A 26,527-nucleotide genomic window follows, 5' to 3' on the forward strand; every position below is an offset into this window, starting at 1 on the left:
TTATGCCCTTATTCGCACTGTTCGTGAATCCTGCACCCTGCACCAAATGTGCGGAAGAACCTCGGAATGTCCGACCGACCCGCGAGCTGGCGCATGCCGACCCCAAAACAGATGGAAAAGCTGGCCGCTGAAGCCGTCCGCAGGCGGGCCCCCTCCGCTGCGGCGCCGGATGCTCCCCTCCCGGCGGAATATTGGGAATCGGTCCTCAAAGACCCGCGCGCCGACGCGACCGGGGCCCAGATACGGCTGCGGCGTCTTTCCGAGATACAGCGCCACGTGCTGCGCGTCTCCTGCCGTCGCTGCGAGCGGACGGTGGAAATCCAGACCGCCGATGCAGTCCGATTGTATGGCGCCAACGCGGTCTGGAAGGACGTCGCGCAGCGGCTGCTCGACAATACCTGTCAGCAGCGCACCGGCAGGCATGAAGAAGACGGGTGCTGGCCGGCGTTCGAGACGCCATAGCCCGCTCTGGAGTTGCCGGTCCGATCTCTTTGCGCCTGGATGTCCGGATGGCCCCGAAGTATCACCCTACGCCGCTGTCGGGCGGCGACCGCAAGGCTCTGGCGAAGGAGCTTGGCAAGGCGCGGGCAATGGCCAACATCCTGGCTACCCGATCGGCGGAGACACGAGCGAAGGGGGAAGCGCTCATCCAGCAGGCCGACAAGTTGCTATGCGAGAGTTGGAACGAACGCATGTGGTCAGACGGAGAACCGATTGATCCATCTCCGACGATCGATCAAGCGGTGAATGGCGGCTTCCCCTGGCTGGAGATCCAGTGCGCGCGCTGCAAGACGCCGAGCGACGTTGACCTCGCGGCGATGAAGCATCCGCCGACCACCTTCGTGCACGATCTCGCCAGCCGGCTGCGCTGCCGCAAATGCGCCAAGGCGGGCCGGCGTCCTTCCGCGATTCTGCTACAATTGGCCTGGCAGCCGCGCCACCCTCGGACCGAAGCCTGACCGATGTGCTGGTGTGGACGGCCTCTCATCCCCACGGTTTGATGGCGCTCTCGGCGTCACGGAAGATGAGAGGAAAGTCTAATGAATATTCCCGTTCGTATCGGCATGGATACTTCGAAGTCGGTGTTCCAGCTTCACGGTGTTGATGAGAATGAGGTAGTGGTCGTTCGGCGCCAGTTTCGGCGAGCCGAGATGATCCGCTACTTGCCAGTTCTCGTCGCCATAGAGTCCTGCGGCAGCTCGCACCATTGGGGGCGCCTGCTGCAATCGTTTGGACACGAGGTAAAGCTAATCCCACCTCAGTATGTGAAGGCCTACGTGAAACGCGGCAAGAACGACGCGGCCGACGCCGAGGCGCTGTGCGAGGCGGTCACCCGACCCAGCATGCGGTTCGTATCGAAGGAACGGCAAGCGGCTTGCATGCTGATGACCGTGCGAGAACGCCTGGTGAGCGTGAAGTCTCAGCTCTCCAATGCTTTCAGAAGCTATGCCGCTGAGTTTGGTATCGTCGGCCCCGTCGGCCGGCAGAACGTAGCCGCACTCATCAAACGTGTGCTGGAAGACGATAGCCTGCCGGAAATGGCGCGGGATCTCTTCCGCTTTCAGGCGGACGAGTATGCCGCGGTTGAAGCCCGCCTGGCGAAGATCGAGGCCAAGCTGATGAAGTGGCATCGCGAGGATGACATCAGCAGGCGTATTGCGACAATTCCCGGCATCGGTCCGATTGGGCCGTCGATGCTCAGCATGAAGGCACCGCCGCCCGAGACGTTCAGATCGGGTCGCGACTTTGCGGCATGGCTCGGACTGACACCCAAGGATCATTCAACTGGCGGCCGGCAAAGACTCGGCGGCATCACAAAGGCTGGAGATTCTGTACTGCGATCGACATTGATTGTCGGTGCCACCGCGCTGCTGAGGCATATCCGCAAGGGTCGTCATAAGCCCACACTATGGCTCGCCTCACTGCTGGAGCGAAAGCCGCCGAAGTTGGTTGCGGTGGCATTGGCCAACAAGTTTGCCCGCATCGCTTGGCGCTTGATGATATCGGGCGGCGTGTACAACCAGCCGGTAGCAGCCATGCCGACTTGATCTGAAATCGGACCGCGAGCGAGGTTGCTCGGCGGATTGCCCACGAACTTGCAGGACGCAGTAGATGGAAGGACCGATCGGTCGATACGCGCGAGCTTCCGAAGATTACACTGGCACCACGAGTGTCGCCCATGTGCTTGGAGCGTGCGTAGCGAACACCATCTCGGCCGGCGGACTTTGTCCGCGCAAACAGGCCGGACATCTGATAGCAAGCGATCTGGTCAGAAGTCTGCTACAATCCTGACAAGTGGGGGGCCGTCCACATCTGCAATCTCTACTCGATCACGACCAACCAAGCCGCAATCAGCGCGTTGTTCCGCGTCGTGAACCGATACGTCGGCAATCTGGCGCCGATGCCCGGGGTTTTTCCCGATTACAAGGCACCGATCGTACGCAACGGGGCCGAGGGCCGCGAACTCGCCACGGCGCGCTGGGGAATGCCGTCGTCGTCAAAAGCGCTGATGGACGCCACCAAGAAACGAGCCGAGAAGCTGCAGGCAAGGGCAAGACCGTCGATTTCAAGGAGCTGCTACGGATGGAGCCGGACGGCGGCACGACGAACATCCGCAACGTGAAGAGCAAGCACTGGACGCGATGGCTGGGGACCGAAAATCGCTGCGTGGTGCCTTTCAACTCCTTCAGCGAGTTCAACAAGGCCGAGGGCGGCGATATCTGGTTCTCGCTCGATGAGACCCGTCCCCTCGCCTGCTTCGCCGGCATCTGGACCAACTGGACGTCCGTCCGGACAGTCAAGGAAGGCGAGACGACCAACGACCTCTACGCGTTCCTCACGACAGAGCCGAATGCCGAGGTTGGTGCGATCCACCCCAAGGCGATGCCCGTGATCCTGACGACGCCGGACGAAGTCGAGGCCTGGATGACGGCCCCCCTGGACGAAGCCCTGAAGCTGCAGCGGCCGCTTCCAAACGACACGCTCCGGATCGTCGCCCGCGGCGTCAAGGAAGATCCGGCCGGACCAGCAAGGTGACGATCGAGGACGACGACCAGGCAGGGCCGCCGCCCCGTCAGCGCAAGATCATCCACATCGACATGGACGCCTTCTATGCATCCGTCGAGCAGCGGGACAATCCAGATCTCCGCGGCAAGCCCGTCGCCGTCGGCGGATCGCGGGAGCGCGGCGTCGTGCGGCGGCCAGCTACGAAGCGCGCACGTTCGGCGTCAGGTCGGCCATGCCATCGGTTACCGCGAAGCGGCAATGCCCAGACCTGATCTTCGTAAAGCCGCGCTTCGAGGTCTACAAGGCGGTCTCGCAGCAGATCCGAGAGATTTTCGCCGAGCACACCCCGATCATCGAACCGCTGTCGCTGGACGAGGCCTACCTCGACGTAACCGAAAATCTGCAAAGCATTCCATTGGCGCGGGACGTCGCATTGGCGATCCGTGCGAAGATCAAGGAGGTAAGCGGCCTCAACGCTTCGGCCGGCATCTCCTACAACAAGTTTCTGGCCAAGCTTGCCTCCGACCACCGCAAGCCGAGCGGCCAGTATGTCATCACGCCGGAGATGGGGCCGGCATTTGTCGAAGCGCTTCCGGTTGGCAAGTTTCACGGCATCGGGCCGGCGACCAGCACCAAGATGAACTCGCTCGGCCTGTACACCGGCCTCGACATGCGAAACCAGTCACTCGAATTCATGCAGGCGAACTTTGGGAAGGCCGGCAGCTATTACTACTGGATCTCGCGGGGCGTCGACAACCGTGAGGTCCGCTCTGATCGAATACGAAAGTCGGTCGGCGCAGAGAATACCTTCTCTAGCGACCTGACCGATTTCGAAACCATGGTCGCCGAACTTCAGCCATTGATAGACAAGATCTGGTTGCACAGTGAAGACAAGGGAGCGCGAGGGCGGAAGGTGACTCTGAAGGTCAAGTTCAACGACTTCGAGATGATTACGCGCAGCAGGTCGGTACCCGTCGCCGTTTCGAGTCGCGCGGACCTCGAACGCCTATCGGTCGCATTGCTTCAGAACGAGATGCCCTTTTCGAAGCCAGTCCGGCTGTTGGGGGTGTCGCTTTCGTCGTTACAAGGCAACGAGGCAGAGCTGCAGCTTGGTCTATCGATCTAACGATCGCAGCTGACGCATCATCGTATGCTAGCGCCGCCGCAGAAGCCTTCGCGCGAACCCGCGATGAGCGGAACGAGCCGAGGCTTCCGTTTGCTGTGTAGTGACGCTAGCGCGGCGATCCAGGTTATTCGTAGGGCAATTCGCCGAACAGACCGATCATGAGGTCACCGTCGAGTTGCGCAAACGGAATATCGACGTAGTGATCGGGGTGCCGTGGTTTGGCTCTGCCGTCATTCGGTCCGTTCCTGGTGTGCCCGCGCACCTGCTCGCCGCTCTCTTTGATATAAGGCAAAATGACCAATCGGCCGTGGTTGATCGAGCGGATTGTGCCTTCCTTCCACAAGGTGCTTCCCTCGGACTCTTTGGTGGACGTGGTCTGTTTGATCTGCCAACCGATGCCGCCATCTTCTTCGTACCAGAAGACGATGCCGTTCGAGACCAGCACCTTATGACCATTGGCCAACGCTTCCGCCAGCATACGCTGCACGCTTGCGAGTTGCAGCAACTGGTTGGCGCGGGGCAACAAGATCTGACGAATCTTGGCCTTGGTCTTTCCCCAATGGTCGTCGGCGCTGTAGCCGAAGCCGTTGGCGATTCGTGCTCGCATCGCCTTTGCCGCAGATCGCTCGCCGGCGATGTAAGGCTTGGACCATTTATTGTCGTGCGAGAGGTAAAGAATGGAGCGGTGCCAACTGCGATTCGTCTCCCGGACCGTCACGATCACGACCCTCAAATAGGGCATGTCTGAGAGCTGTTCGCTCAATTCCTGACGAAAAGGAACTGACTCCGCAGGCAGCACAATTGCAGAAGGGTCCGGTCGCGGATCATTGGCGTGCCGGCGGCGTGCCTCGGCGAGCATAAGCTCTTCTTCGTCGCGAAGGCGTTCTTTGGATTGCAGGTTCTTTGCGACTTTAAGCTGGAGCGAACGTTTCCTCGCGGCATCCATCTCGCGCGCTGCGAGCGCGTCGTGCAGCGTCTGATTGAGTGAGGCGGCGGCCGATAGTGCGGCCTCGCGGTCCGAATAGATGTCGCCGCGCACGCGTCCATTCTCGGTCGGCACCCTGCGGTCGCGCCAGATCGGAGCCTTGTCGCCTTGCTCCACCAGTTCCTGCATCAGCCAGTTATCGAAGAGTGGGCGATAGTGCGGCCACACCGCCAGTGCGGTATCAAAATCTCGGGCGTTGTCTCCCCATTTCATCGCATACCCTCAAGATCAATCAGCTATATTTCGCCCGGCTCGGTCGGGTCTGCGACACGGCGTTGGTGGAAGTGAAGCGCGGCGCGGAGAAATCGGATCGGACCGACGTCGGTATCGCATCAGATCCGTGACGAAGGTGTCGAACGGCTCATTCCACTCTCCGCTCAACCTTGGAGCCGGACACGAGCACGCAGCCGCTCATACAATTGCACTTCTGCTTGATGGGTCAACTCCACCACGATTGCAAAGCGTTGTTGCGTTTCGAACGTTCCCGCCCAGCCGCTATCGCAACGCACGACTAGATAATAATTGTCGCCATAGGCTTCGGTGCCACGCGTAAACGTTACGCTCGCGGTTTGCAGAGTTCCGCGTTCACGCTCGCGCGGGCCCGGCTTCAGGTCGCAGTCGAAACGATTATCGATATCCGGCTGACGCCCCTCCTCCTGGGTTCTCCGTCGGAAGTGCTCGAAGATCCGTTCGGGACTGCATCCTCGCACGAGACGAAAATTCATGCCAATTCCGGCATAGTCGGCGCGGGTGTGACGAACTGGGGGATCGAAGGCAAGCGTCACGCGGATGCTGCGACGACCGCCACTCTGGAACAGTTCGGGAATCGGCAACTGATAGACCGCAAAGTGGTCGAGCGCCAATTCATCCTCGGCATACAGCACGACGCGATGATCATCCGAATATGCTGCTCGCTCTGAATCAACAGCGCCATGGCCGCAGATTGAACGCATGGCATCGTCACCGAGGGTTTGAAGCCTGAGCTGGGCCTCATCCGGAATGCGCGCCGCGCCTGCAAGCAACGCACGGACAAGGTTCGCAGATGCACGGGGAAAGCGCGCAAGAATCTGAGCGGCTTTGTGGGCAACGCGAGGGGCCGCATAGGACGTGCCAGACCCCGCCGCAAACAACCGGTCAAGAAACAGATGATGGAGCGTGAGAACACCGGCGGTCGGCAAGTCTTCGCCCAGCCGCAGCCGTCCTACTGCGGGATCGAATACCATCGTGCCTCCGACATCGACTAGATCCGGCTTGATGGAACCGCCGATGCCGGGCCCTATCCTCGTAAAGGGCGCAGGCTCGAACGCACGCGTAATGGGTCGGATATGAACATGCTCGGCAAGATCGGGCCCAAGACCCTCGCCGTGCGCCAACGCGCCGACCGTGAGAACGTTCATGGCGCCCGCAGGCTCACACAGACGGTTGGCCGGCTCGAGCAGATAGCCGGGATACTCCGTGACGGCTTGTTCCAGACGGTTGCCGCTGCGGGGCGCGCGATTGCCGGCCGACACGATGATGAGGGAATCGAGTTCGCGGGCGAGTTCATCGAGCGTCGCTGCCCAAGGCCCAACCTTGCCTCCGTCATAGGTGCGCTTTGGATCACCGAGCGCGACCACAAAGAGCCGACAACCGAAACGCTGATTGAGAGTGGTCAAGGCTTCGCGCATCTGGGAGGGAACAAGGCGACGCTCGTCGAACTGACCACGTTCGTTCACGACCTTGGCCGAAGCAATGCGCCCCGCTCGTACCAACGCACCAACAGCAATCTGATCGCGCAGATCGCCAAATAGCGACACGCCGGCAACGCGCGTGCCGTGACCCCAATCGTCGGCCGTGCCGAGCCTTTCCGGCACGCCGATCGCACCGACGATGGCACCCGCCAGCAACGGATGATCGTTGACGCCGCTGTCGATGATACCAATGACCGGCGCGTCGTTGCCAAGGTCGTCCGTCTCCGGCAAATCGGCGATCGTCAACTCAAACGCCTCGCCGGTGGCGATATCAGGTTCAGGCGGCAGATCGACATCGGCAACGTCTTCGACCGTCAGAAGCGTTTGTATTACGGTGCCCAACATGCGCGCCCGCAGCATCGTAATCGACGGGCCAACGTAGCGGTCAAGCACTTCGCCTCCCCGCGCATCAATGTACTCGGCGATTTGCTCAAGCTTTCGGGTGCGGAGTTCACGCCGGCCAATGTCCCATAGCTCGAGGTCGAGGACGAAGATCCGGTCCGCATCGAAGTCTTCAGGCAGGGTCAGCCCTTCTTCACGCAATCGCAGCCCGATACGATCACGAGGTTCCACCGCGCCAATCTCTTCGATGCGGGTGATGAAGCCATTGTAGGACGGGGCGGCTTGTCCAGGCGGGACTCCCTGCGCATAGGCTTGCAGGCGATCGCGAAAACCCTGCAGATCGTCATTCGATGCGAAGAGGATCAGGGTTTTGTCTTCATCGCTGGCGAGGAGGGTCAGTCCAAGCCGCTCCCAGTCTTCCTCCATCGTCATTCCGGTCATGCGAACGCGCAGAATGAGCGACGGGTCGACGAATTCCGGACGCCGGCGGCGTTGCTGCTCCGCGATCGCGGTGTCGAGCTCGGCCCGAAGCTTGCGGCTATGTCCGCCGACATCTCGTTGAGGAGCAGCACCACCTCCTCCATGCTTCCGGCGCTCGAGACGCTCGGGAAGCCGCAGGAGCTGGAGGTGGTCGTAGCGCGGCACGCCGGATTAGTCTTCCAAATGCTGCAGGCGTGCGGTGCCGGATCGCCGTCGAATCTCATCAGCGACGGCGTGACAGAAGTCCAATTCACGGACCTCTTTGCGGCGCTCGATTACGGCGGCCTTGATCGCCTGCACGCAAATGCGTTCGATTTCGGCGAAAGAATAGCCATCCAGCGAACCGACATGAGAGACTGGATCGAAAGCCGTTTTGATATTCTTGAATTTCAGCGCCAGGAAGTGCTCGATCATCTCCCGGTCCGGCTTTTCGAACCAGATGACCTCGTCGAAGCGGCGCCAGACCGCGGGGTCAAGGGACTGGTCGAGATTGGTCGCCGCAACCAGAAAGCCCTTCGGCTTGATCCGGTCGATGAAGATCAAAAGGCTGTTGACCACGCGCCGCAGCTCGTTGTGCTCGCTCGTATCATCACGCGAGCGCGCCAGCGCATCAAATTCGTCGAGAAAGAGGACGCAGGGCTGCTTGCGCGCGAACTCGAAAATCTTGCGAATGTTGGTCGCGGTTTCGCCAAGATAGGAGGAGATCAGGCGGTCGATCTTGACCACGAACAGCGGAAGCCCGAGCTCGCCCGCGAAGATCTCGGTGCAAAGAGTCTTTCCGCAGCCCGGAGGTCCACAGAACAGCAGCTTCGAGCGCACCGGGAGTCCGCTGCGGCGGATGTCATCAGCGCGGCGAAATTCCTGAATTAGTCCGGAAAAGATCCGGATATTGGCCTTGCTGAGAACAATGTCGCCCTTGGTGTGCTCCGGCTCGACGCGCTCGACGAAATCGTTGGCGGCGTCCGGGAACGGAATGAGCGGTGCCAGCGCCCGCGGTGGGGGCGCGCGGTTCGAGGCATGGTCTAGGGTTTGGCGGAGCGACCGAGCTAGAACGCGGTTGTTCTTCTGCTCCTCCTCCAGAATGATCTGTTCAGCAATCGCCCGGAATTCGTCGTCCCGGCCGTAACTCGCTAACAGCTTTTTCATCAACTCGCCGCGAGCCATTAGCGGTCCACTTATCTAGCTTGGCGTCAAACATAGTTTGGATCGTCCGGTCCCACCATGCCTTTCAGCCGTTAAAACCACGTCAACCACAGCCAGATGCGGGCTGACGGCAGCGGCTCAGCGGGTTGGCTCCGACCAATCCGGCGGGCATGTACAGGTGCTTATGCGCCAAGCCCAACAGATAGCGAACAAAACGAGAATCCGCAATAGTCGGCTCGCGCCCAAGAATCGGGAATTTGTGCGCCACCTCTAATCGCTCGTATGAGGTCCAACCCGCTCCTCATTTTCGGCAACGCATCGTCCTTGGCGACACCGCCGTCGCGCAGCGAAGCGAAGCGGTGGGAAGCTGGCTTCGGATATGCGCGGTTGTTGGAGATTCGCTGGCTCAGCGCTCCGCGACCGAAGCTTGTTTTCGTTGCTTGGGCACGTCCACAAAAGCAGGTTTATCTTGTTGTTGGTAAGACTTAGGGACCAAGCAATACCGCGATCCCTCGCTTGACTGCTTAGGAAACGAGCACTCATTCTGGAAGCATGAATTATGACTTTTCAGGTCTGTCCCATAGCGAATTTGAAGATCTGGCCCGCGACCTCGTCGGGCGAGAGATAGACCTGCGCTTCGAGGCCTTTCCGGCAGGCCCGGACGACGGGATGGACGGCCGCCATGCGCGAGCCGACGGATCGATTGTGATGCAGGCGAAGCACTACCACGGGTCCGGTTTTGCGGCGCTGAAGTCAAAGATGGCGAAAGAGCGGCTCTCGATCGATCGGCTGGCAGCGACGCGCTATATCCTCGTGACATCGGCGCCGCTCACGCCAAAAAACAAGAACGCGTTAGCGCAGATCATCGGCCCGTCGCTGCAAACGCCGGGCGACATTTTCGGTCCCGGCGACCTCAACGCCCTGCTTCGAAAATATCCGGACATCGAGAAAGCCCATCAAAAGCTTTGGGCGCAGAGCACCTCGGTTCTGGAAACGGTTGTCACGGAAGCGGTTGGAAAGGCTCTGTCAAAGCCCGGGGTGGTTCCCGCAGTTCTTGCCAATCTCCTTCCGCCTGCGGAGGCTGCCGGGAATGCAGCGCCTGTCGAGAAAGTAGCGCGAGACACCATATTTCTGATCAAAGCATCGCCTGTCGACGATGAGTTTGCGCTTTGGCTCGCGCCCAAGCTTGAGGCTGAGGGGTACCGCGTGTTCGCCGACATCCTCACGCTTCAGCCCGGCGACCGATGGCGCCGACAGATCAATGAGGCGCTGCAATACCGGGCCGTGAAAGTTCTACTCATCTGCCGCGATGCCACGCTCGCTGACCCTCATGTCCAGGATGATCTCGACATCGCACTGGAGTTGTCCAAGGAGCTCGGCGATTCCCGGTTCATTATTCCGCTCCGGCTCGAACCGGGAAAGAAGGTCAAGGGCATCGGGGATGCGGTTCCCGTCGATTTTGTGCGCGGCTGGGGAGAAGGCGTCGGTCTCCTACTTGACGCGCTGCAGCGCCAGAAAGTCCCGCGTCCTTCCGGCCAGCCGGTGATCGATCCGAATTGGGAGATTTTCCGGCGGCGTGGCGCGATCCCGCTCGTCGAGGAGGCCGAGCGACTGACCTCGAACTGGCTGCGCGCCGCGGAAGCGCCCGACGTCATCCGATTCTTTGAGAGCACCGGGGTGATCGAGGACCGATTGCTGGATCGGGCGCTCGAGGATTTCGGCTATCCGTGCGCGAAACAGGGTGCCGGGATCATCACTTTTGCTGAACAATCCGAAGTCGACGTCGCGTTCGCGTCTGCCGGCCGATTCAAGCTGAAGTACGAGATCCCTCTGCTGGAATTTATCGACAATGGCTTTTCTGCGCTTGGGATTGAGCGTCAAGTCGCTTCCAACCTAGTCATTGCAATGATTAAGAAGGCCTGGCTGTCCTTCTGCAGAGAGAAAGGCTTCGTCGAGTATCAATATTCCAACGCTGTCGGCTTCCACGCTTCGGCCGCGCAGGCACCGACGGGACACCGCATCCCCTGGGGCAAGCAAGGCGACCGGCGGTCCTCGATGCTGCGCAATGTCGCGAAGGGACATATCTGGCAGTTCGGCGTTACTGCGATGCCTTATTTCTGGCCGTTCTGGCATCTGAAACTCAAGTCGAGGGTATTGTTCTCGGTCGACAACGATACGGCCGAGGGGCTCGGCATCGATGACGCAAGGAAGCTACACCGCCTGCGCCGAAGCATTTGCAAGGGTTGGCGTAACAAGCAGTGGCACGGACGCATGCTCGCATTCCTTGAGCTATTGTCCGGCGAGGCGGCCTATATTCGGCTAGCGCTGTCGGCGAACGCTCCGCTCCTAATCGAAGCCGCGCCGATGTTGTTCACTTCACCGGTGAGCACAGCGCTTCCCGATGTTCTTGACGCCGATGAGGAAGAAGCCGACATCAGTACCCTCGGTCGCCCCGACAACGATGACGAGGCCGACGCGTGAGATTTCCGGACAAATCGCTTCGGGTCGAACACTTTGGCGAACCGCCGCTGGAGTTTGCGTTTTCGCAGCGCAGTCCGCATCCCAAGGACGGACTGTTCCTGTATGGACCTCACGCCAAGGCGAAGAAAAGCCGGGAAATCCGGGTCGGCCTGGTTGGCACCACTGATGGGATCGCCCATTTTCGTGCATGGGGTCGCAAGCTCAAATCGGCTGTCCGTGTTCCGCCGCCCGGAAAAGGCGAGAAGGCCGATCGGTTGCACCTGACGAACTTCCCGGGCTTAGATGAGGCGTTCGGCATTTCATTCGATCCGGACGAATGCAGCGCGCTGTCGATCCCGTGGAAGGACATCGATCGCGCAACGCGCATCGTCAACCTCAACGAGGCCGTCGACAAGGTCGCACGGCTCTACATCGATCGCGTCAAGCAGCATCTGCGCAACGACGAACGATCCGTAGACGTCTGGATCCTGGCTCTGCCCGAAATCGTTTACGAGCGATGCAGGCCTCAGTCCAAGCGGACCGGCCTGCCGCTGGAAAAGGGCGAGTTCACGAAGCGGCAGAAGGCGAAGGAGAGTGTCCCGCTACTCGCTGCCATGGGCGCCATTGATCAGACCGAGGAGGCGATTTTCGAGGACGTTCCCGATTTTCATCGCAGGATCAAAGCCGAATTCCTGGCGATCGCGCCGACGCAGCTGGTCCGTGAGACGACGATTGCGCCCGACGCTTTCCTCAATAAGGCCGGTTATCCACTGCGCAAGACACAGGATGCCGCAACGGTCGCCTGGAATCTCGCGACCGGGCTTTACTACAAGACGCAGCCCAAGCCGCCGTGGCGGCTGGCCGACGTTCGACCGGGGGTCTGTTACATCGGCATGGTCTACAAGAGCCTGCCCAACGACCCCGATGGTCATGCCTGCTGCGCGGCGCAGATGTTCCTCAACGAGGGAGACGGTGTTGTCTTCCGGGGTGCTAATGGACCGTGGAAAACCGGAGATTACGAGTTTCATCTCAAGGCACCCGCGGCGAAAAACCTGCTCGCTTTGGTGCTGAAGACCTACGCCGAGACGCATGGCGGCCCGCCTAAGGAGCTTTTCATCCATGGGCAGACCTATTTTAACGACGAAGAGTGGAACGCCTTTGTCGAGGCGGCGCCGAAAGGAACCAACATCATCGGCGTCCGCATTCGATCGACAGGCGGCGAGACCAAGCTTTTCCGCGATGGCGACTATCCCGTGCTGCGCGGGACCGCGCTCCTGCTCGATGATCAGACGGCCTATCTCTGGACGACGGGTTATGTGCCACAGCTCGATACTTACATTGGGCCAGAGACACCCAATCCGCTGCATATCACCGTCATGAAGAGCAAAAACGCAAAGCCGGACATCCGCACGGTGCTCGCAGACATCATGGGTCTTACCAAAATCAACTACAATTCCTGCAACTTCAATGATGGCCTGCCCGTCACTGTCCGATTTGCGCGGATGGTCGGAGACGTCCTCACCATGGGGTCGGCGAAAGGAGAGGAACGTCAGCCATTTAAGTTCTATGTTTAAGGGTGCGCCAGTTTCCTTGCGACCGTGGTCATGGGCGCAGAGCATTGGTCGTCCGGCATGATCAGCTTTGAAGAAGACGACCGAGGATTAGTCCTCCTGTACGAAGTCGAGAACAACGATCCTGAGTGGGCCTCCAAACGGCTGAAGGACGGCGGCGAGGTCACCGTAAGTAATGGCTTCACCTTTGAATCCGCCGACCTGTTGAAGGCTCCTTCGAAGCGCGGCGGCGAAGAGCCGATCTACGAATTCCGCTTCGCGGAGAAGAAAGCTGGCTATTATCGGATTCCGGGCCGGATTTTGGGGTGCGACCACGATGTGCTGATTGCGGTCAACGGCCTCCGCCTCGAGCGCAGGACCTTCATCGCGGAGCGCAACATCCGCATTTTCCCGCGCATCGAGAAGGTGAAGCCAACCTCTGGCGAGATCGTCGTCGGAGGTTCGCGGCAAGACAGGATACCGGTCGAGATTTTCCGCGAGCTTCTGGCAAAATTCCCGAACTCGACCGAGCTTGATCGCTACGCCGCGCGCGAGTTGAGACGATAGTGGGAGAGTTTTTCGATGGCAATGCGGCAGCGCGAGAGAAATACGAGGCCTATCTTGATCGCCGAGGCTCCATTGTGTCGGCCGCTTCCTTGGATCAGCCTGACCTCATACAAGCCGAAATCGACAAGTACGTGCTGTTGCGCGAAACCATATTGGCTTGGCTCGGAGATGCAACATCGTACAGCGAGAAGGACTGGCAGCGGCTGATCATCAAGGTAATCCTCCTGCTCTTTCCAAAATACGTTGCCGTGCTCGAAGGCGTCACTGTGGCAGATTTTTATTCCAAGCCCGGAACGCGAAAAAACAGGTTCATCGACATCTGCCTCATCGTCGCCGGGGGAAGTATCGATGTCATCGAGATCAAAAAACCCTTTGACGACGTGCTGCTTAGTCGGGGCCTTTATCGGGGCAACAGCGTTCCGACGAAGGAGCTATCCGGAACGGTCATGCAGGCCGAGAAATATCTCTTTCACCTTTCGAAATGGGGCGTCGAAGGCGAGCGGCAGCTCACCAAAAAATACGCCAGCGTGGTCCCGAACGGCATGCAGATCCGAATTACTAACCCGAAAGCCATGGTCTTGTTGGGACGCGACAAACGATCGGACGGGACATCCGCGCTTACGGACGATCAACTGTTCGATCTCGAGGTGATCAAGCGCAAGTATTCTAATATGATGGACATCCTAACGTATGATGACCTGGTGCGCCGCCTTGATAATGTTATCGCGTCCCTGTCCCAACTTCGAGGCGCGGGTAGTTTTGTAGCGAAGAGCCTGAAACGCTAGGTTCTGGAGGTAAGGAGCAACAATACCATTCAATTTAGAGCATGAAGGCGCACTCAAAGATGGGTATTTGCATGATCGGAATAATTGCTTGATGTGCCGCTGGTGCATACGAGCGACGGCCAGGGCTCGAGATAGCTGTTCGGACGGAGCTTCAGAGGCGCAACACGCCATCACAACGCCTGCTTAAGGTGCACCGGAAACGATCAAGGCCTTGGGGGTCTCGGACGCTATGGGCTTGATGGTCCGTCCGAACAGCGGCTGATCTGGAATCGTCGGGACAAACGAGAAATCGATTGGATCGAGGGTGTGCGTGTAGTCCTTCAGGAGTTCCGGAACAAAGGGCGCCAAGTTGAGTGTCATGCCGTTGACCAGTTGCGCCGTGACCGGACAGGCCAAGTAGAAATTAATGTTCTGAAGGACGAGCGACGTTGGGTTCGGCTCGAAGTGTAAGCGAATGGGAGACGCCTTCAACTGCCCACGGTATTCGGGCTCACCAGGCGAGCGTGCCAGGGTAACATCAACGCCAATCGACTGAGACGGTACGGTCACGCGAATATTCTTGTCCGCCGTCCACGGCAACTGACAGAGAATGTGGCCCGCGACATCGAGCGGCGTAAATTTGAAGCTGGTATCGAGGCTTGCTGAGCCGGTCGTTTCAAGCTTCATTGAAAGCTTAGCGAGGTCCGGGGCGAATGCCACGTCGCGGAAACATATCCTAAGATCACCCGTGCCAGAAATGCTGCCGTCAAAGTTTCCGACATTGCCGGTGCGATGGAGTGCGTCAACCGCCCCTTTATACGTCTCGCAAGCCATCTTGCGGCCGGTCTTCTCCGCTTCGCAGGCGAGCTTCTTGGTCGACTTTTCCGCCTCGCACTGAGCCTTCTGCGTGGCATAGAGCCCATTCTGGGTCGCCTTTTGGGCTTCGCAGGCAGCATCATAGAGGGGACCCAAATTTACGCAGGCTGTATAATCCGCGTCATAGATGGCGTTTTGCGAAGCTTTCGCCGCTTCGCAAATCGGATCATTGGCGCAGACGCCCACGACGCATTTGCGGCACTCACGCGTATCATGATTGTGCTGGCAGTTGCGAGAACGGCGGCAATCTCGTGTGTCCTCTTTGAGGTCGCACGCCTGGGTCTGCGTACAGTCGCCCCTCGGAGTGCAATCAATTGCCGAGGCGTCCGGTGTAGGGATCTTCTGCTCGAAGGTCTGCTTCGGGATGGCGCCCGTACCTGCGATGCAAGCCTGTGCTTGTGCGAATGCGCTGTTGAAGGTGTCGGCAATCAGCGCCTTCGCAACCGCAACCCACGCGCCGGTTGATACCTCGCGAAGATCAAATCCGTCCGACATGCGGCGCGTGAAACCGGCAGCAAGATCGCTTAACGCTCCCTTCGACGCCGTCTTTGCGGTTAAAGTGTTCGCGGGCGGCGTGAGTTGCGCAAGCACTATCACGCGGCTGTTGTCGATGAGTAACGTTGCGCTTCCGAGTTCGTAGGGGCTGCGGACGGGTTGCGACGAAAGCGTGAGCTTGAAACTGCTCCCGGATGCAGGGTTGATTTTGATCGGCCCAGACGGATCGAATTGATCCTGAAGGCTGGCGGGCAACTCGGCATTGAGGACCGGCGCGTTCGTCAGCGTGCCGATGATATTGTCGGCATAACTCTCGAGAAGGCTCGCAAGGAGCGCGCCGGCAGCGGTGGCATCGTAACGCTCCGCGAGCGTTATCTTGTCGATGTGAAGCGATTTGAATGCCGGCAGGAGTTTCACCTGTATGGCGCGCTTTGGTGCGGTGACCATGGCGGTGGTGGCGCTCAGGAAGAATTCAGCCCGCCCGGCGAGTTGTGGCTTGAGGCGTTCGATCCACGCACGCTTTTGAGGATCGTCACCCGCGTCTTCGGGACGCAAGGAGAGATCGAAAGCTGCCGTCACCTTTAGGAGTTGGCGGTCGGTCTCGACCGACAATTTTGTGACGCCCTTGCCCTTGAGCAACTCGCCCGCGATCATCTCGATCGTTTTGACGTCGACGCCCGCGGCGACGTTGGGAGTCGGCATCGCCTCCAGGGCGCTAAGCGCGCCATCGATCGCGGTTTGGCGCTGCTGCTCGGACGTCACCGGAGGCCAATGCGTATTGACGATATCACGAAGATTATCGCCTGACAGCGCGTACCACGTGCCAGCGCCCGCGAGGACGCCAAGAAAGAGGAAGATACCCCAACGCATTGCCTCGCCCCGCAATCAGAGAGTGCAAATTGCGATCCTTACAGTATCCGCATGCAGCGCCCAAGGGCGCGACACCGCTTGTCGACAGCTTTGCACAGCCCCCCCGTGCCCGGGTCGAGCTCAAAATGCCGCTAACGCGGGCTGGCCTATTCAACGTGCTTCGGGCTTCGCCGGAACACGGCGCGCCAGTGTATCACCAAGGCGAGCGCTGCCACCGCGGTCAACACAGCGAACAGGGTTGGCTCCAATCCCGGCAATAGGGTGGCGTTTTTCTCGCACGTCATTTTCCCGCCCTCGCGGATAAGGTCGGTGCAGATGCGCGCGGGATCATCGAGTTTGGCCAGCGCGGACCAGTCCCAGATACTGCTCACGGGCCTTGGCGGATCATCGGTCGTGACGACCTTGGCGCTGTTGAAGATGCGCCAGAAATGAATGAGGACCGCGGCGGGAAGAAGGGAAAGAAGAAAGAGTATCACCCCTTGGTAAACCTTGCCTTCCGGCGAGTTCGTCACGATGCTTTCGAAGCCGACGATCGGGATACGATCGTGCCAGTGGCCGGGCGGCGTCCGCTGGGCGTAGCGCAGTCCAACCAGGGAATTCACAAGCAGAACGATGCAGGTCAGGGGAATGCCCCACATCGCGGCAGGAACGCGGTTGCCGACAATCAACTTGGCGCCGAAGATCTCTTGCCCGCCCTGAACAACAATCCAAGTATTCAGCGCGTAATAGAGCAGAAACAGGCCGACGAACGTCCATATCTTGCTAAGTTGTTGCTGAGTCATCCCGTTTCCCACTGTGTGCGGCCGTTTGGAAGCGGAGAGTAGACAAGTAAGAACACGACTACGCAACGGAGAACTCGCAATTCGAGAGCTCACCGCGGAACTAAATGCTGTCGATAACAAGAAAACGATGGAGCGCATTGTTGCCGGAGTTGCGCTGGCTCTCGAAAACTTGTTCTCGACCTAAGGAGCAACCGGATGAGCCGCGAAGCCCAATTTGGCTTGAACCTCGAAGCCACGCCGCACGTCAGAACACTGATGCTGCAGAGAAGAGCCGGATCGTCCAGTCACGTTTGTTGCTACTGCGCTTTTACTATTGCGCGTGCGGAGGCTCTTAGGTTCCGATGCGGGCAGTACAGCACTTAGTCCAGCGACATCTAACTGTTGACCGTGCTTTTCTTTTCTCGCTCCGTCGGTCCAGTCCATCTTCCCGGACCGGCTTACGATGCCCTATAGGGAATGTCGGATCGGCTGATCGGGAAGCTCCAGTCGATGCCGATGGAACGGAGCATGGTGCGCACCGTCCGCTCCGTGTCAGGCGGCGCCGCGGGACCGACGACGATTTCGGCGATCTTGTGTTGAACGCGGAGCGGCATTGGTTGGGCAATGTAGGGAACGATCTCGCTGCCGCGAAATCGCGTGGTGACGAAGGGCGAGACGGTGGCCAGCGTTCCCATCATCACCAGGCGAACCTCCTGCTCGTGTTCATAGGCAGGGTGCTTCGAGGTCAGACAATTCCAGATGAGCGGCGAAGCGATGATCTCGCGGACGAACTGGTCCATGAAGGGGATGCTGATAGATTTGTCAGCCAATAAATCGGCGTTGGCGTCAGCGAACGCGAGAAAGATCGCCGCGGCTTCTTCGAGACAGGCTTCATGCCGGCCGCATACATCGGCGAGACTGTAGCGCACCGGCCCGACAAACTCCGGGAGTTGACCGGGCGGCGGGGCATCGGCGAGAGCGAACAGCGAGGGGGAAAGCCCGATTGCGATGCCGCGTCCATTGTCCGCATAGGCGCGCCACTGCCCGAGATCGTCCCGTGCGCGGCTGAAACAGGCGATGAAGAATTCCAGGCTCGGCGCAAAATTATCGTGCCGAAAGAGATCGAGGAAGTAGTCGAGAAACAGCCGGACCCGGCCATCCGCTCCGGCGGCAATGTGGTGCGCGACATCGCGGGCCATATCGATGCCGTGGGTCAGTTCGCTGGGATCGTTGAGGTGGCGGTAGTCGGTGAACCAGATCTGTCCGGCTTCGAGGATGCCCTTGAGACCGCGCACGTCGGTGTAATGATAAAGAGTCTGCGTAATCGTGCTGTTGTTCTGCTCGGATAGCAGATGCTGGCTCGTCCAGCCCTTGAAGGTCTCGATGGCCTGTTGAAGCTGCGGCGGCAACGGCACACGGCTGTAGTCGGGAGGGTCGGTTTCGGACATGGGATCGCCGTCACGCTGGTGTGAGGAGACGGCCGCTGGCGTCCATCTCGAAATGAATGGGGTGGCTGATCGCCGCGAGGTCGAAATAGCTCCGGCCATCGACCAAAACCGGCCAGGCGTACCAGGGCGACGTGCAGGTCGAGACCAGGTAGGTCTCGTCCGGCGCGTCGGCGCGGACGGTGGCGAGCGGCAGGTAAGCCTCAGTGACGCTGGAGACATTGGTGAGCTGCACGTCATTGTCCTCGAACACGAGAACGGTCCGGGCGGCATCCGACTGTTTCCAGCGGGCGAGCTTGGGAAACTTCTTTTCGCAGGCGCGCGCGATGCGCTCTACCCGTGGCGTCTCGGCGCCGCGCGTCAGATGCTTGAGCTGGAAGCGGCCCTCCATGCCGGCGATGCCGGCGAACCGCACCAGCGACACCTGAAACGGCACACCGGTCGGCTGGGTTGTCACCAGCGTGCCCCGATAGTCGGCATAGCGTCGTGGCGGCAGCGTCGGCGCGGTGGCGGTGATCCATGTGAGCAACGCGATCTGAATGGCGCGGACCTCGGGCATCTTGCGGTTCGTGAAGGCGTCGATCGGCAGGTGCATTTCGATGACGGCGCCGTCGGCCAGCACGGCGCTCAGCGATGCAGTCGCAGCCGCCTGAAGCGGCAGGAACAGTGACGATGCGCGATTCTGGTGCGCCATGAAGCCGTCGAACGGCTCGATGCCTGTGTGCTCCAGGGCATAGAGCTGGCCGCCCAGACGGAACGTCATCTCGACGCGGGCATCCGCCGACGTCTCGCTTCCCCTGTCGCGGATCTGCACGTCCGAGCGCGGCACGCGCTCGCGTTGCTCAAGGTGCTGGATGATGCCCTCGCACGTCTCGGTTTCGTGAAAGGCCAGCATCGCCGAGTCCCTTCTCACTGACGCTGGAAAGCACCGGGCGGTTGCCGCGATTGCTGCAGACGTAGGTCCGCCCGGTGGACTCGCTTGAGATCATCACTGATCCGCGACGGGGCTGCAGCACAGCGCGGATCGCGCGCTTGAAATCGGCCCACGACATATCCTCTGGCCGCTCGATCCGCAGCGCGGTCCTGTGCGGGATCGATTCGACGTCGAGACCCCAGGATCGCAAAATTTTCTTTGCGTTGCGGATGCTGTCGCCGACGACGCGGTTGAACTCTCCAAAATAGGTACGCATGACATCACTCCTCATCTGAATCATCGGCAGCAAAAGCGATCGACACCGTCGCCAAGCCGTTGTTGCGGCTGAATCCAATCAAGACCCCTTCCCGATTCAGGGCGAGACGGATTGCTTTCAGTGTCTCAGGTCTGGAATCCCGCCCACGCTCGACGTTGGAAACCGTGCCTGCAGAAATGCCGGCCTGGGCCGCGAGTCCTCCCTGATCCAGACCCGCCATCATACGCGCGGCCGCGTAGGTGCGGCCCAGCGCCTGACTATTGGAAAGATTGAGCGGCATTTCCCATCCTCGGTTCCAAGATAATAGTATTACCTTAATAATGGTCAAAATATGGCGCATATCTTATGGCTGTAATTTGTGGCCGTGATAGGCTGATGGTGATCGGGCGTCTGGCAGATCAGCGGCGGTCCCCCCTCCCGTCCGGTCTGCTCGTTGCTGCATGGCAAGGATGTGAACGACTACGAGCGACACATTCGCTGGGCTGAATACTGCCAGTGATGCTGGAGCTCTCGCTCAGCATTCCGACCCGGCAGAGCGAACTCGACCCGCCGCGTCCGATGACGTGCGGATCAACGAGACCGAGCCGGTCATGCGCGCGGCCGGTAACGGAATCGAACTCGTGCCGATGAATTTAAGCTTCCCGCCCTCCGGCGCTCGGGGCGGGCCGGTATTCAATTTCAGGTCCAAGGGACGGCAGTTCGATACTAGCAACCGTTGCCTCATTCCTGCAGCAGCCTTCTTCGAATTCACCGGCAAGAAATATCCGAAGACCAAGCATCGGCTTACCCTGAATGGCGCGCCCTTCATGGCAATTGCTGGCATCTGGCGCGAGGGTCACGGCAATCATCCGCCGGCCTTTACAATGCTGACGACCGCGCCCGGCGCGGATATGGAGCCCATCACAATCGCCAGATCCTGGTGCTCCGACCCGAAGATTGGGCGGCTTGGATTCACCTCACAAAACCTGAGGATGAACTGCTTCGACCGCTCGCCGCGGGCGGGCTGGTGGTCCAGACTGTGCGCGAGGGACGCGCATGAGCTTTGAGCTTCCCACGCCTGAAGGATTTTCCGGGCTCTTTTGGCCGGCAAGGATCGTGCATCCTTTCGGCCATGAAAGGAGCCCATGCCGATGACGACCCAAGACCTGTTGGACAAGATCACACAACTGCCAGAGAGGCCAATCGACGTCCCGACGGCGCCGCCGATCGAACTGGTGGCGTTCGTGGTGCGCTGGAACCGCGGCCTGCGGCAATGGAAGACGACGACACTCGCCGACTTCGCGCGTGTCTCGGTCTCGACCGTGGAGCGCATCGAACGCGGCGAGCGCGTGAGCGACGACGCTCTGGATAGGATCGCCCAGGCATTCGGATATGAGGCGGGATATTTCACGGCGCCCCGCCTGCCATTGGGCGCCGAGGAAGCGGCCGCCAGCCTGGTGGAGACCTATTCCCATCTTGAAATCGTCCCGGTCGGGCCGATGACGACGCATCGCGCTGTTCGCGACGCCGCGCGTTGCGATGCCGTCCTGATTCATCGTCCGGAGGTCTCCGACGTCTATGACGATGACATCGCAGGTTTGCAGGAATGGCTCGATCTCGCGTCATTTATCCTGTCGGATATCGCCGATCCCCCGCCGTCCGCGCGGGGTCGGCGCGACCTCTACAACGACATCCTTGCCTGTGTCGGCGACCTCGAACGACGGGGCCTGACCGTCCTGTCGGGGGTGATGCCGGCTCCGCAAGATCGTTTGCCCGACTGGAAGGTCGCGGTCGTCTCGATCACGCCGCGGCTCACCGACCCCGGCGCGGCGAAGCGGCGGCACCTGATGGTCGATCGCCGCGTGGTGACGTTACCGTCCGGGCCGAAGACTACGTGAGGCGCCGGCCTCTGCGGCCGGCGATGATTGCGAGCATGTTCACGACCGACCAAGTCCCTTCGGCGCAGAGCGCGGCGGTTCTAAAATCGGCGAACCGCTTGTGCTGGAGCGCCAAGGCCAGGCGGACCGCCGCCTTGGCGTGAGCGCGGGCCTCTTCGTTGCTTGAGCCTTTCAGCTCCGCTTCGAAAATTGCCTCCAGCATCCGTTTGGCGTCGGTGTCGCTCGGGGTCTTGGCGTCGATGAGCGGATGCCGGGCGGGATCGTAAACCTCCTGCGCCACGGAGATCAGCGCCTCGCGGCAGAGCAGCCCGACGCCTTGATATTGCTCCTCCGTCTCGGCGCTATCGAGCCGAAGCCGCATCTCCTGGAGCTGGCGGTCGACTTTCTGCCAGCCGGTCGGCTCCTCGAAGACGACCGCGCGGCGGGCGGATTGCGCGACAAAGATCGGTTTGCCGGAAATGGTCTTTCCGGCCACCACTTGATAGCCGTCAGGCGTCAGCGCCTCGTTATAGACACGCACGAGCGTCGATACTTCATCGTCGGCGGGCCGTACGACCGGGTGCACGGTCTCGCAGAGAAAGCGGAGAAATTCGGCATCCGGTCCGTACATCAAATTGAACCGGCGATCGTAGAAGACCCAGTCGCTCTCCCAGTCGCTATTACGTACACAGTGCTGATAGATGTCGCCGGCGGCATCTTGATAGCGATAGTCATAGGACGGCAGCTTCGATAAGTCGTAAAGCCTTGCCAGAAATTCGTCGTCCTGCAGCCGGCCGGCCCAACTCAGCTTCGCAATGCTGAAATGGTCGATAACGGCGCGGCGCGTAACCTCCGAGATTTCCTTCGGCGCTTCATCTACATCGGAGGTCATCGGTGTCCTGTCCATAGTGACTAGGCGGGGGCAAGCACGGCCAAGCGCTCGCAGACGAATTGTGCGATCTGCGCCGGGCTGAACCTGCGCGCGTCGACGTAGCCGTCGGTCTTGAAAACGCCGTCGACAGCGCCGTCGTCGGTTCGCACGAACATGATGCGGGCGTTGTCGCGCTCCATGATGATCTCCCTGATCGCGCGAAACTCGATGCCACACCAGTCCTTCCTCTGATAATCGGAGCCCAGGAACACGACGATGAGCTTGGAACGATACCGATAGATCTCCTGCAACAAGGTGTCGAGCGATGGCCGCGCCAGTTGCGACACGTAGTTGCTGTCGTAGAAGTAGGAGTTCGGGCCGATTCTTGCCTCCAGCTCGCGCGCGACTTGTTCGACGATCGCTCTCACCTCTCCCGGAAAAGAAAGAGCCACGTCGAAATCATGCCTGGTGATATCGACAGTCTTGGTTGCCTGCCCGGTCCATGACGGCAGCGTAATACGCCGCGCGGCATGCAATTCCTTCGCAAGATTGACGTCCTTGACCGCCCAATGCGTCCGGTTCATCTCCCAATTACCGATGTCGAGCTCGAAGGTGAGCTGTTCCAGATCGTCGGCGGACAGAAATGGATCAATCGCTTGGAGCTCGTATTCGATCCGAACCTGTCCCTGCCGTTTGGCGATATCACGGATCAGGCCGAATTTCGGCGCGAGCTGGTTGAATGCTTCGTAGGCGAAGATACACGGCAGACGTTTGAGTTCCGAGACGGCGGCCTCGTCCAGTGCTCCGAACCGCTCGGTGATCGCGTTTTCGGTGTATTCGCGGACACAGCGCGAGAATTCGATCTGCCAGGGCTCGCCGTTCCAGGCCTGAGCATTGGAGGAAACAAGAAGATTGTACATCGAGACGACCGCTGTTGCCGGTTTCGGGATTGGGCTTCGTGCTTTAGAGGTGTTACCGGCGGTTTTATCGGAATTTTCACGCCGGCGCACTGATCCGATCGTCCAAGGTCCGACGAAGATGAGCAGAAATCCCCGCTGAGGCCGTTCGGCAAGGACAAGCGCAGATCGCCAGTGGCCTATTAGGGGTCAAATAGCCCATCGAGTCCGGGCCATTCATTCAGAACCCGCCCGGCTCTCGCGCCGATGACCGCCGGAGCGGTTGGCACCGCGAGCAGTACGACGCCGTAGGGCACAAAGAGCATGGAGACAGATCTCCAGCCCTGGGCTTGAAGCACGGCAGCGGCCCGCGCATGATCGGCGGGCTCAAGCGGCCACAGGTGCCGATTGTGAAGATCGACGTAGACCAAGGCGTCCAAGCTCGCGCACGTGGCGGTGCCATAACGCGCGGCTTTTTCCGACAGACGATCGGCGACGAGCTCTGCCGAGTCGCCGAACGACATCGGCTGCGATGGCGTGTACGGCTCCAGTACATCTGCGACACGTTGTGCATCGCGATATCGGTCCTGACGCTGACGCCACTCCAGTCCGCGTCTCTTGTTGCCAATGATCTCCATGATTTGGAAATCGGCGCTTCGGAATCTGACGTCGATCGGCTCTTCGCTGCTCGCGATGATCTCGCCGTCCTCGAAGGCTTCCCCGGCACAACGGAGGAATGCGCGCACGATCATGCGCTCACGCTCCGGCTTTTGCGGATTTGAGAAAAGGCGCCGGGCGCGATCAGCGTATTCGCGCAGTTTGGCGAGAATTGCGTTATCGGAAAAGGTCATTGTCTCCAAAGATAGCGCGCTTAGTCACGGAGCGTGTGTGACTTGTTCTTCACACGGCACCGCGGTCGCGGCAATCGCGTCGCGCAACTCGGCCAGCTCCTGGTGAATCCCGGCGCAGCGCCTGGTCGCGTCGCGCACCTGCTGGACATCGAAGACGTTTGGACCGTGGTCAGCGCGCTCGAATTCGTCGAGATATTCAAGGTTCTTTTTCACGAGCCCGACCCGATAGGGCTGGCGCGGCTTGCCCTTGAAGGCACCTTCCCATGTCTCGCCATGGACCAGGAAATTGCGTATCGGCCGCAACTCATCCAGGTCCTTGTAGAGGCGTTGCAGCGTCGCCTTGTGTTCATCGGGCACACCCCCGAAGTCACACCATTTCTTGAAGATCTTGATCTTGTCTGCGAATGTTCGCCCGGAATATTCGTCGAACAGAGCTTCGAGCGGTGCCTCATTGATGAGGTCCATCAACAGGAGCATCCTGAGCTCGACGCGGCCCATCTCGGTCAAAAACTCCCCGAGCGCCTGATGTATCGCATCGGACGGCGTTCGTACCCCAGACTTGAGGCGGCGCCGCCATTTCCGTCGCCGTTGAGCTTTTCTTGAGTTCCTCGACATAAATATCCCTTAAGCAGGACCGAGGCCCACTGGCCGGAGCGTGTTCACTTCGATATTCCAGCCCGGGGTGCCGCAATTCGGCGATCCCCTTTCAGTAGCAGGACAGTGCCGGGCGGCGTAGGGCTTAAGCTCGCGGCGGCGACGGTTGGTGACAATGGCTTGGCATAACACTTCAGACGGCTCGTTCCTGGATCATAGCGGTAATGTTCTGTTCTTCAGCAAAGATCGGTTCGTGAACGACATCTGTCTTGGCCGCTGCTGCTTTATCTGCGGCGCGCAGCCTGGGTCAAAAGTGTTCAACGACGAGCATGTTATTTCCGAGTGGGTGCTGCGGAAATTCAATCTGTTCGACAGGACGATCACCCTGCCGAATGGCGGGACCGTCAAGTATGGACGCTTCAAAGTCCCCTGCTGCCAGGACTGCAACTCGCTGATGGGACGCCAGATCGAAGAGCGGATCAGCAAGGTCGTCAATGCCGGCCCGGAGGCCGTGCAGAAGCACATCGCCGAGGGCAACGGTTTGGAGTTCTTCGTCTGGCTGGGCCTGATCTTTCTCAAGGTCCATCTCAAGGACAGGGAGTTTCGAATACACCACGATCTTCGCAAACCGGATGACAAGATCGGAGACCTGTATGACTGGCAGGCACTGCATCATATGCACTGCCTTGTGCGATGCTTTGTGAACGGAGCTTCTCTGGAGAAAGAAGTGTTTGGATCGTTGGGAGCTTTTGCAGCGAAGACCGCGGGATGGCGTGAGGAATTTGACTATGGCGACATATTCGACGCCCAGACCATGCTGCTGAGGCTCGGAAATGTTGCGCTGGTCACGACGTTCAACGACGCATGCGGAGCAATAAATGGCGCGATGCCAAAGCTCGAGAAAATCGAAGGATCGTTGTCAGAGATCCAAGCTCGCGAGGTCATGGTTGACTTCGCCTTCATGAATCTGAGTCTGAAAGAGCGCCCGCGTTTCTATACCGAGTGCGACATGGGGAACGAGACGATCACCGAGAAGGCCGTGATGCCAGATCCCTTCGAGTTGGGTGAACTCAACTTTGCACTGCGAGGACGCCTGCTGCGCGACTCGTTCGGCGAAAGCGTGAAGCAGATACGAGTCGCAGGGAAGACGCAGCAGGAGATCGAACAGGCGATCGACGGTGGACGCTTCAGCGTTTTGGTCGATGAAACTGGCAAGTTCATCAAGCAGAGTTTCACGCCTGATTCACCGTGAGCAGCGGGTGTGATGATCACCACAGCAGGTGCTCGTGACGATCTCAACGTACAGCAGAACACGACGAAGCCTAGCCGGCGATGGAAGCGAGAATATGCTGCGGCTGGGCCTAGTGATTAGCGCGGCGGAGTTCGCCAACGTTCGCCGACGCTTATTCAACGGATATTCGACGACTTCTCCAAAACGGATCTAAGTCATTGAAATTTCTGGCGCTCCCTAGGGGAATCGGACCCCTGTTTCAGCCTTGAGAGAGCATTGGTATCAACGCTCGTAACAAGTTGATTCGATCAACCGGCGCATCCGAGACGGTGCCGGTGCGAGTCAGTTCATCTTCATTCACACCGGCCGGACTAAGTGGCATCTGGACAACGTGCCTGGCACGTGAATTTCGGTCGCGCTCAAGCGAGCGCAATGCAC

Annotated in this window: 22 protein-coding genes and 3 pseudogenes; 12 read left to right on the plus strand and 13 right to left on the minus strand. The window is 59.7% G+C overall.

Translation table 11 applies throughout. The features are described 5' to 3' along the window. Window positions 1-66 precede the first annotated feature (66 nt). From WN73_RS23990 to dinB, 5 genes and pseudogenes are all read left to right on the plus strand, one after another. Window positions 67-462: a hypothetical protein gene (locus WN73_RS23990; protein ID WP_271555126.1), complete on the plus strand. Its 396-nt coding sequence runs from the start codon at window positions 67-69 to the stop codon at window positions 460-462. 47 nt (window positions 463-509) lie between these two features. Next, complete coding sequence (locus WN73_RS23995; protein ID WP_271555276.1) at window positions 510-959, plus strand: hypothetical protein; 450 nt, start codon at window positions 510-512, stop codon at window positions 957-959. Between the two features lie 81 nt (window positions 960-1,040). After that, window positions 1,041-2,048 (plus strand): IS110 family transposase, encoded by a 1,008-nt coding sequence (locus WN73_RS24000; protein ID WP_271555127.1) that lies wholly within the window; start codon window positions 1,041-1,043, stop codon window positions 2,046-2,048. Between the two features lie 263 nt (window positions 2,049-2,311). Further along, window positions 2,312-3,036 (plus strand): annotated as a pseudogene (locus tag WN73_RS24005) (SOS response-associated peptidase). A 62-nt stretch (window positions 3,037-3,098) separates the two neighbouring features. Continuing rightward, a pseudogene (dinB, locus tag WN73_RS24010) lies at window positions 3,099-4,132 on the plus strand (DNA polymerase IV). 124 nt (window positions 4,133-4,256) lie between these two features. Here dinB and WN73_RS24015 read toward each other — a convergent pair. From WN73_RS24015 to WN73_RS24025, 3 genes are all read right to left on the minus strand, one after another. After that, the gene (locus tag WN73_RS24015; protein WP_271555128.1) at window positions 4,257-5,330 is read right to left on the minus strand and encodes a hypothetical protein; all 1,074 of its coding nucleotides are present in this window, start codon (window positions 5,328-5,330) and stop codon (window positions 4,257-4,259) included. A 164-nt stretch (window positions 5,331-5,494) separates the two neighbouring features. Further along, window positions 5,495-7,834 carry a S8 family peptidase gene (locus WN73_RS24020; RefSeq protein ID WP_271555129.1) on the minus strand — a complete coding sequence of 780 codons (2,340 nt, stop codon included), beginning with the start codon at window positions 7,832-7,834 and terminating at the stop codon, window positions 5,495-5,497. Between the two features lie 6 nt (window positions 7,835-7,840). Further along, entirely contained in the window at window positions 7,841-8,833 is a 993-nt protein-coding gene (locus WN73_RS24025) for an AAA family ATPase (RefSeq protein WP_271555130.1), read from the minus strand. Window positions 8,834-9,364: 531 nt separating this feature from the next. On the opposite strand from WN73_RS24025, the gene WN73_RS24030 reads away from it, so the two are divergent. Genes WN73_RS24030 through WN73_RS24045 form a run of 4 tightly spaced genes read left to right on the plus strand, consistent with a single transcriptional unit; the run spans window position 9,365 to window position 14,174 of the window. Next, complete coding sequence (locus tag WN73_RS24030) at window positions 9,365-11,293, plus strand: toll/interleukin-1 receptor domain-containing protein (RefSeq protein WP_271555131.1); 1,929 nt, start codon at window positions 9,365-9,367, stop codon at window positions 11,291-11,293. Continuing rightward, window positions 11,290-12,846, plus strand: coding sequence for an argonaute/piwi family protein (locus WN73_RS24035; RefSeq protein WP_271555133.1), 1,557 nt, complete (start codon window positions 11,290-11,292; stop codon window positions 12,844-12,846). Before WN73_RS24030 ends, WN73_RS24035 begins: the two co-directional genes overlap by 4 nt. 30 nt (window positions 12,847-12,876) lie before the next feature. Further along, window positions 12,877-13,389 (plus strand): hypothetical protein, encoded by a 513-nt coding sequence (locus WN73_RS24040; RefSeq protein WP_271555135.1) that lies wholly within the window; start codon window positions 12,877-12,879, stop codon window positions 13,387-13,389. Then, entirely contained in the window at window positions 13,389-14,174 is a 786-nt protein-coding gene (locus tag WN73_RS24045; protein ID WP_271555136.1) for a Shedu immune nuclease family protein, read from the plus strand. Before WN73_RS24040 ends, WN73_RS24045 begins: the two co-directional genes overlap by 1 nt. Window positions 14,175-14,357: 183 nt before the next feature. Here WN73_RS24045 and WN73_RS24050 read toward each other — a convergent pair whose 3' ends face one another. The 6 genes from WN73_RS24050 to WN73_RS24075 form a co-directional block, all read right to left on the minus strand. Next, a complete protein-coding gene (locus WN73_RS24050) occupies window positions 14,358-16,394 on the minus strand; it encodes a hypothetical protein (protein ID WP_271555137.1) in 2,037 nt (678 codons plus the stop codon). 146 nt (window positions 16,395-16,540) lie between these two features. Beyond that, on the minus strand, window positions 16,541-17,176 hold the full coding sequence (locus tag WN73_RS24055; RefSeq protein WP_271555139.1) for a hypothetical protein: 636 nt from the start codon (window positions 17,174-17,176) through the stop codon (window positions 16,541-16,543). A 437-nt stretch (window positions 17,177-17,613) separates the two neighbouring features. After that, window positions 17,614-18,702, minus strand: a complete 1,089-nt coding sequence (locus tag WN73_RS24060) for a DUF2971 domain-containing protein (protein WP_271555141.1) — start codon at window positions 18,700-18,702, stop codon at window positions 17,614-17,616. After that, window positions 18,614-19,495 carry a hypothetical protein gene (locus WN73_RS24065; protein WP_271555142.1) on the minus strand — a complete coding sequence of 294 codons (882 nt, stop codon included), beginning with the start codon at window positions 19,493-19,495 and terminating at the stop codon, window positions 18,614-18,616. The genes WN73_RS24060 and WN73_RS24065 overlap by 89 nt, the downstream gene beginning before the upstream one ends. Continuing rightward, window positions 19,443-19,790 (minus strand): hypothetical protein, encoded by a 348-nt coding sequence (locus WN73_RS24070; protein WP_271555143.1) that lies wholly within the window; start codon window positions 19,788-19,790, stop codon window positions 19,443-19,445. The genes WN73_RS24065 and WN73_RS24070 overlap by 53 nt, the downstream gene beginning before the upstream one ends. Before the next feature lie 4 nt (window positions 19,791-19,794). Next, entirely contained in the window at window positions 19,795-20,070 is a 276-nt protein-coding gene (locus WN73_RS24075) for a helix-turn-helix domain-containing protein (protein ID WP_035972320.1), read from the minus strand. 171 nt (window positions 20,071-20,241) lie between these two features. Between WN73_RS24075 and WN73_RS24080 the strand changes: the two are divergent. Further along, window positions 20,242-20,829: pseudogene (locus WN73_RS24080) on the plus strand (SOS response-associated peptidase family protein). 85 nt (window positions 20,830-20,914) lie between these two features. Beyond that, entirely contained in the window at window positions 20,915-21,667 is a 753-nt protein-coding gene (locus WN73_RS24085) for a helix-turn-helix domain-containing protein (RefSeq protein WP_271555147.1), read from the plus strand. On the opposite strand, the gene WN73_RS24090 is transcribed toward WN73_RS24085, so the two are convergent. The 4 genes from WN73_RS24090 to WN73_RS24105 form a co-directional block, all read right to left on the minus strand. Further along, complete coding sequence (locus WN73_RS24090; RefSeq protein WP_271555148.1) at window positions 21,660-22,553, minus strand: hypothetical protein; 894 nt, start codon at window positions 22,551-22,553, stop codon at window positions 21,660-21,662. The genes WN73_RS24085 and WN73_RS24090 overlap by 8 nt on opposite strands. A 5-nt stretch (window positions 22,554-22,558) precedes the next feature. After that, entirely contained in the window at window positions 22,559-23,437 is an 879-nt protein-coding gene (locus WN73_RS24095) for a toll/interleukin-1 receptor domain-containing protein (protein WP_271555277.1), read from the minus strand. Window positions 23,438-23,616: 179 nt separating this feature from the next. Continuing rightward, window positions 23,617-24,264, minus strand: a complete 648-nt coding sequence (locus WN73_RS24100; RefSeq protein ID WP_271555149.1) for a DUF1780 domain-containing protein — start codon at window positions 24,262-24,264, stop codon at window positions 23,617-23,619. Between the two features lie 24 nt (window positions 24,265-24,288). Beyond that, window positions 24,289-24,732, minus strand: a complete 444-nt coding sequence (locus WN73_RS24105; protein WP_271555151.1) for a hypothetical protein — start codon at window positions 24,730-24,732, stop codon at window positions 24,289-24,291. Window positions 24,733-25,111: 379 nt separating this feature from the next. On the opposite strand from WN73_RS24105, the gene WN73_RS24110 reads away from it, so the two are divergent. Then, window positions 25,112-26,110, plus strand: coding sequence for a hypothetical protein (locus tag WN73_RS24110; protein WP_271555152.1), 999 nt, complete (start codon window positions 25,112-25,114; stop codon window positions 26,108-26,110). Window positions 26,111-26,527: the final 417 nt, after the last annotated feature.

The sequence above is a fragment of the Bradyrhizobium sp. CCBAU 45394 genome (assembly GCF_028128655.1).
In the GTDB taxonomy this organism is placed as follows: domain Bacteria; phylum Pseudomonadota; class Alphaproteobacteria; order Rhizobiales; family Xanthobacteraceae; genus Bradyrhizobium; species Bradyrhizobium diazoefficiens.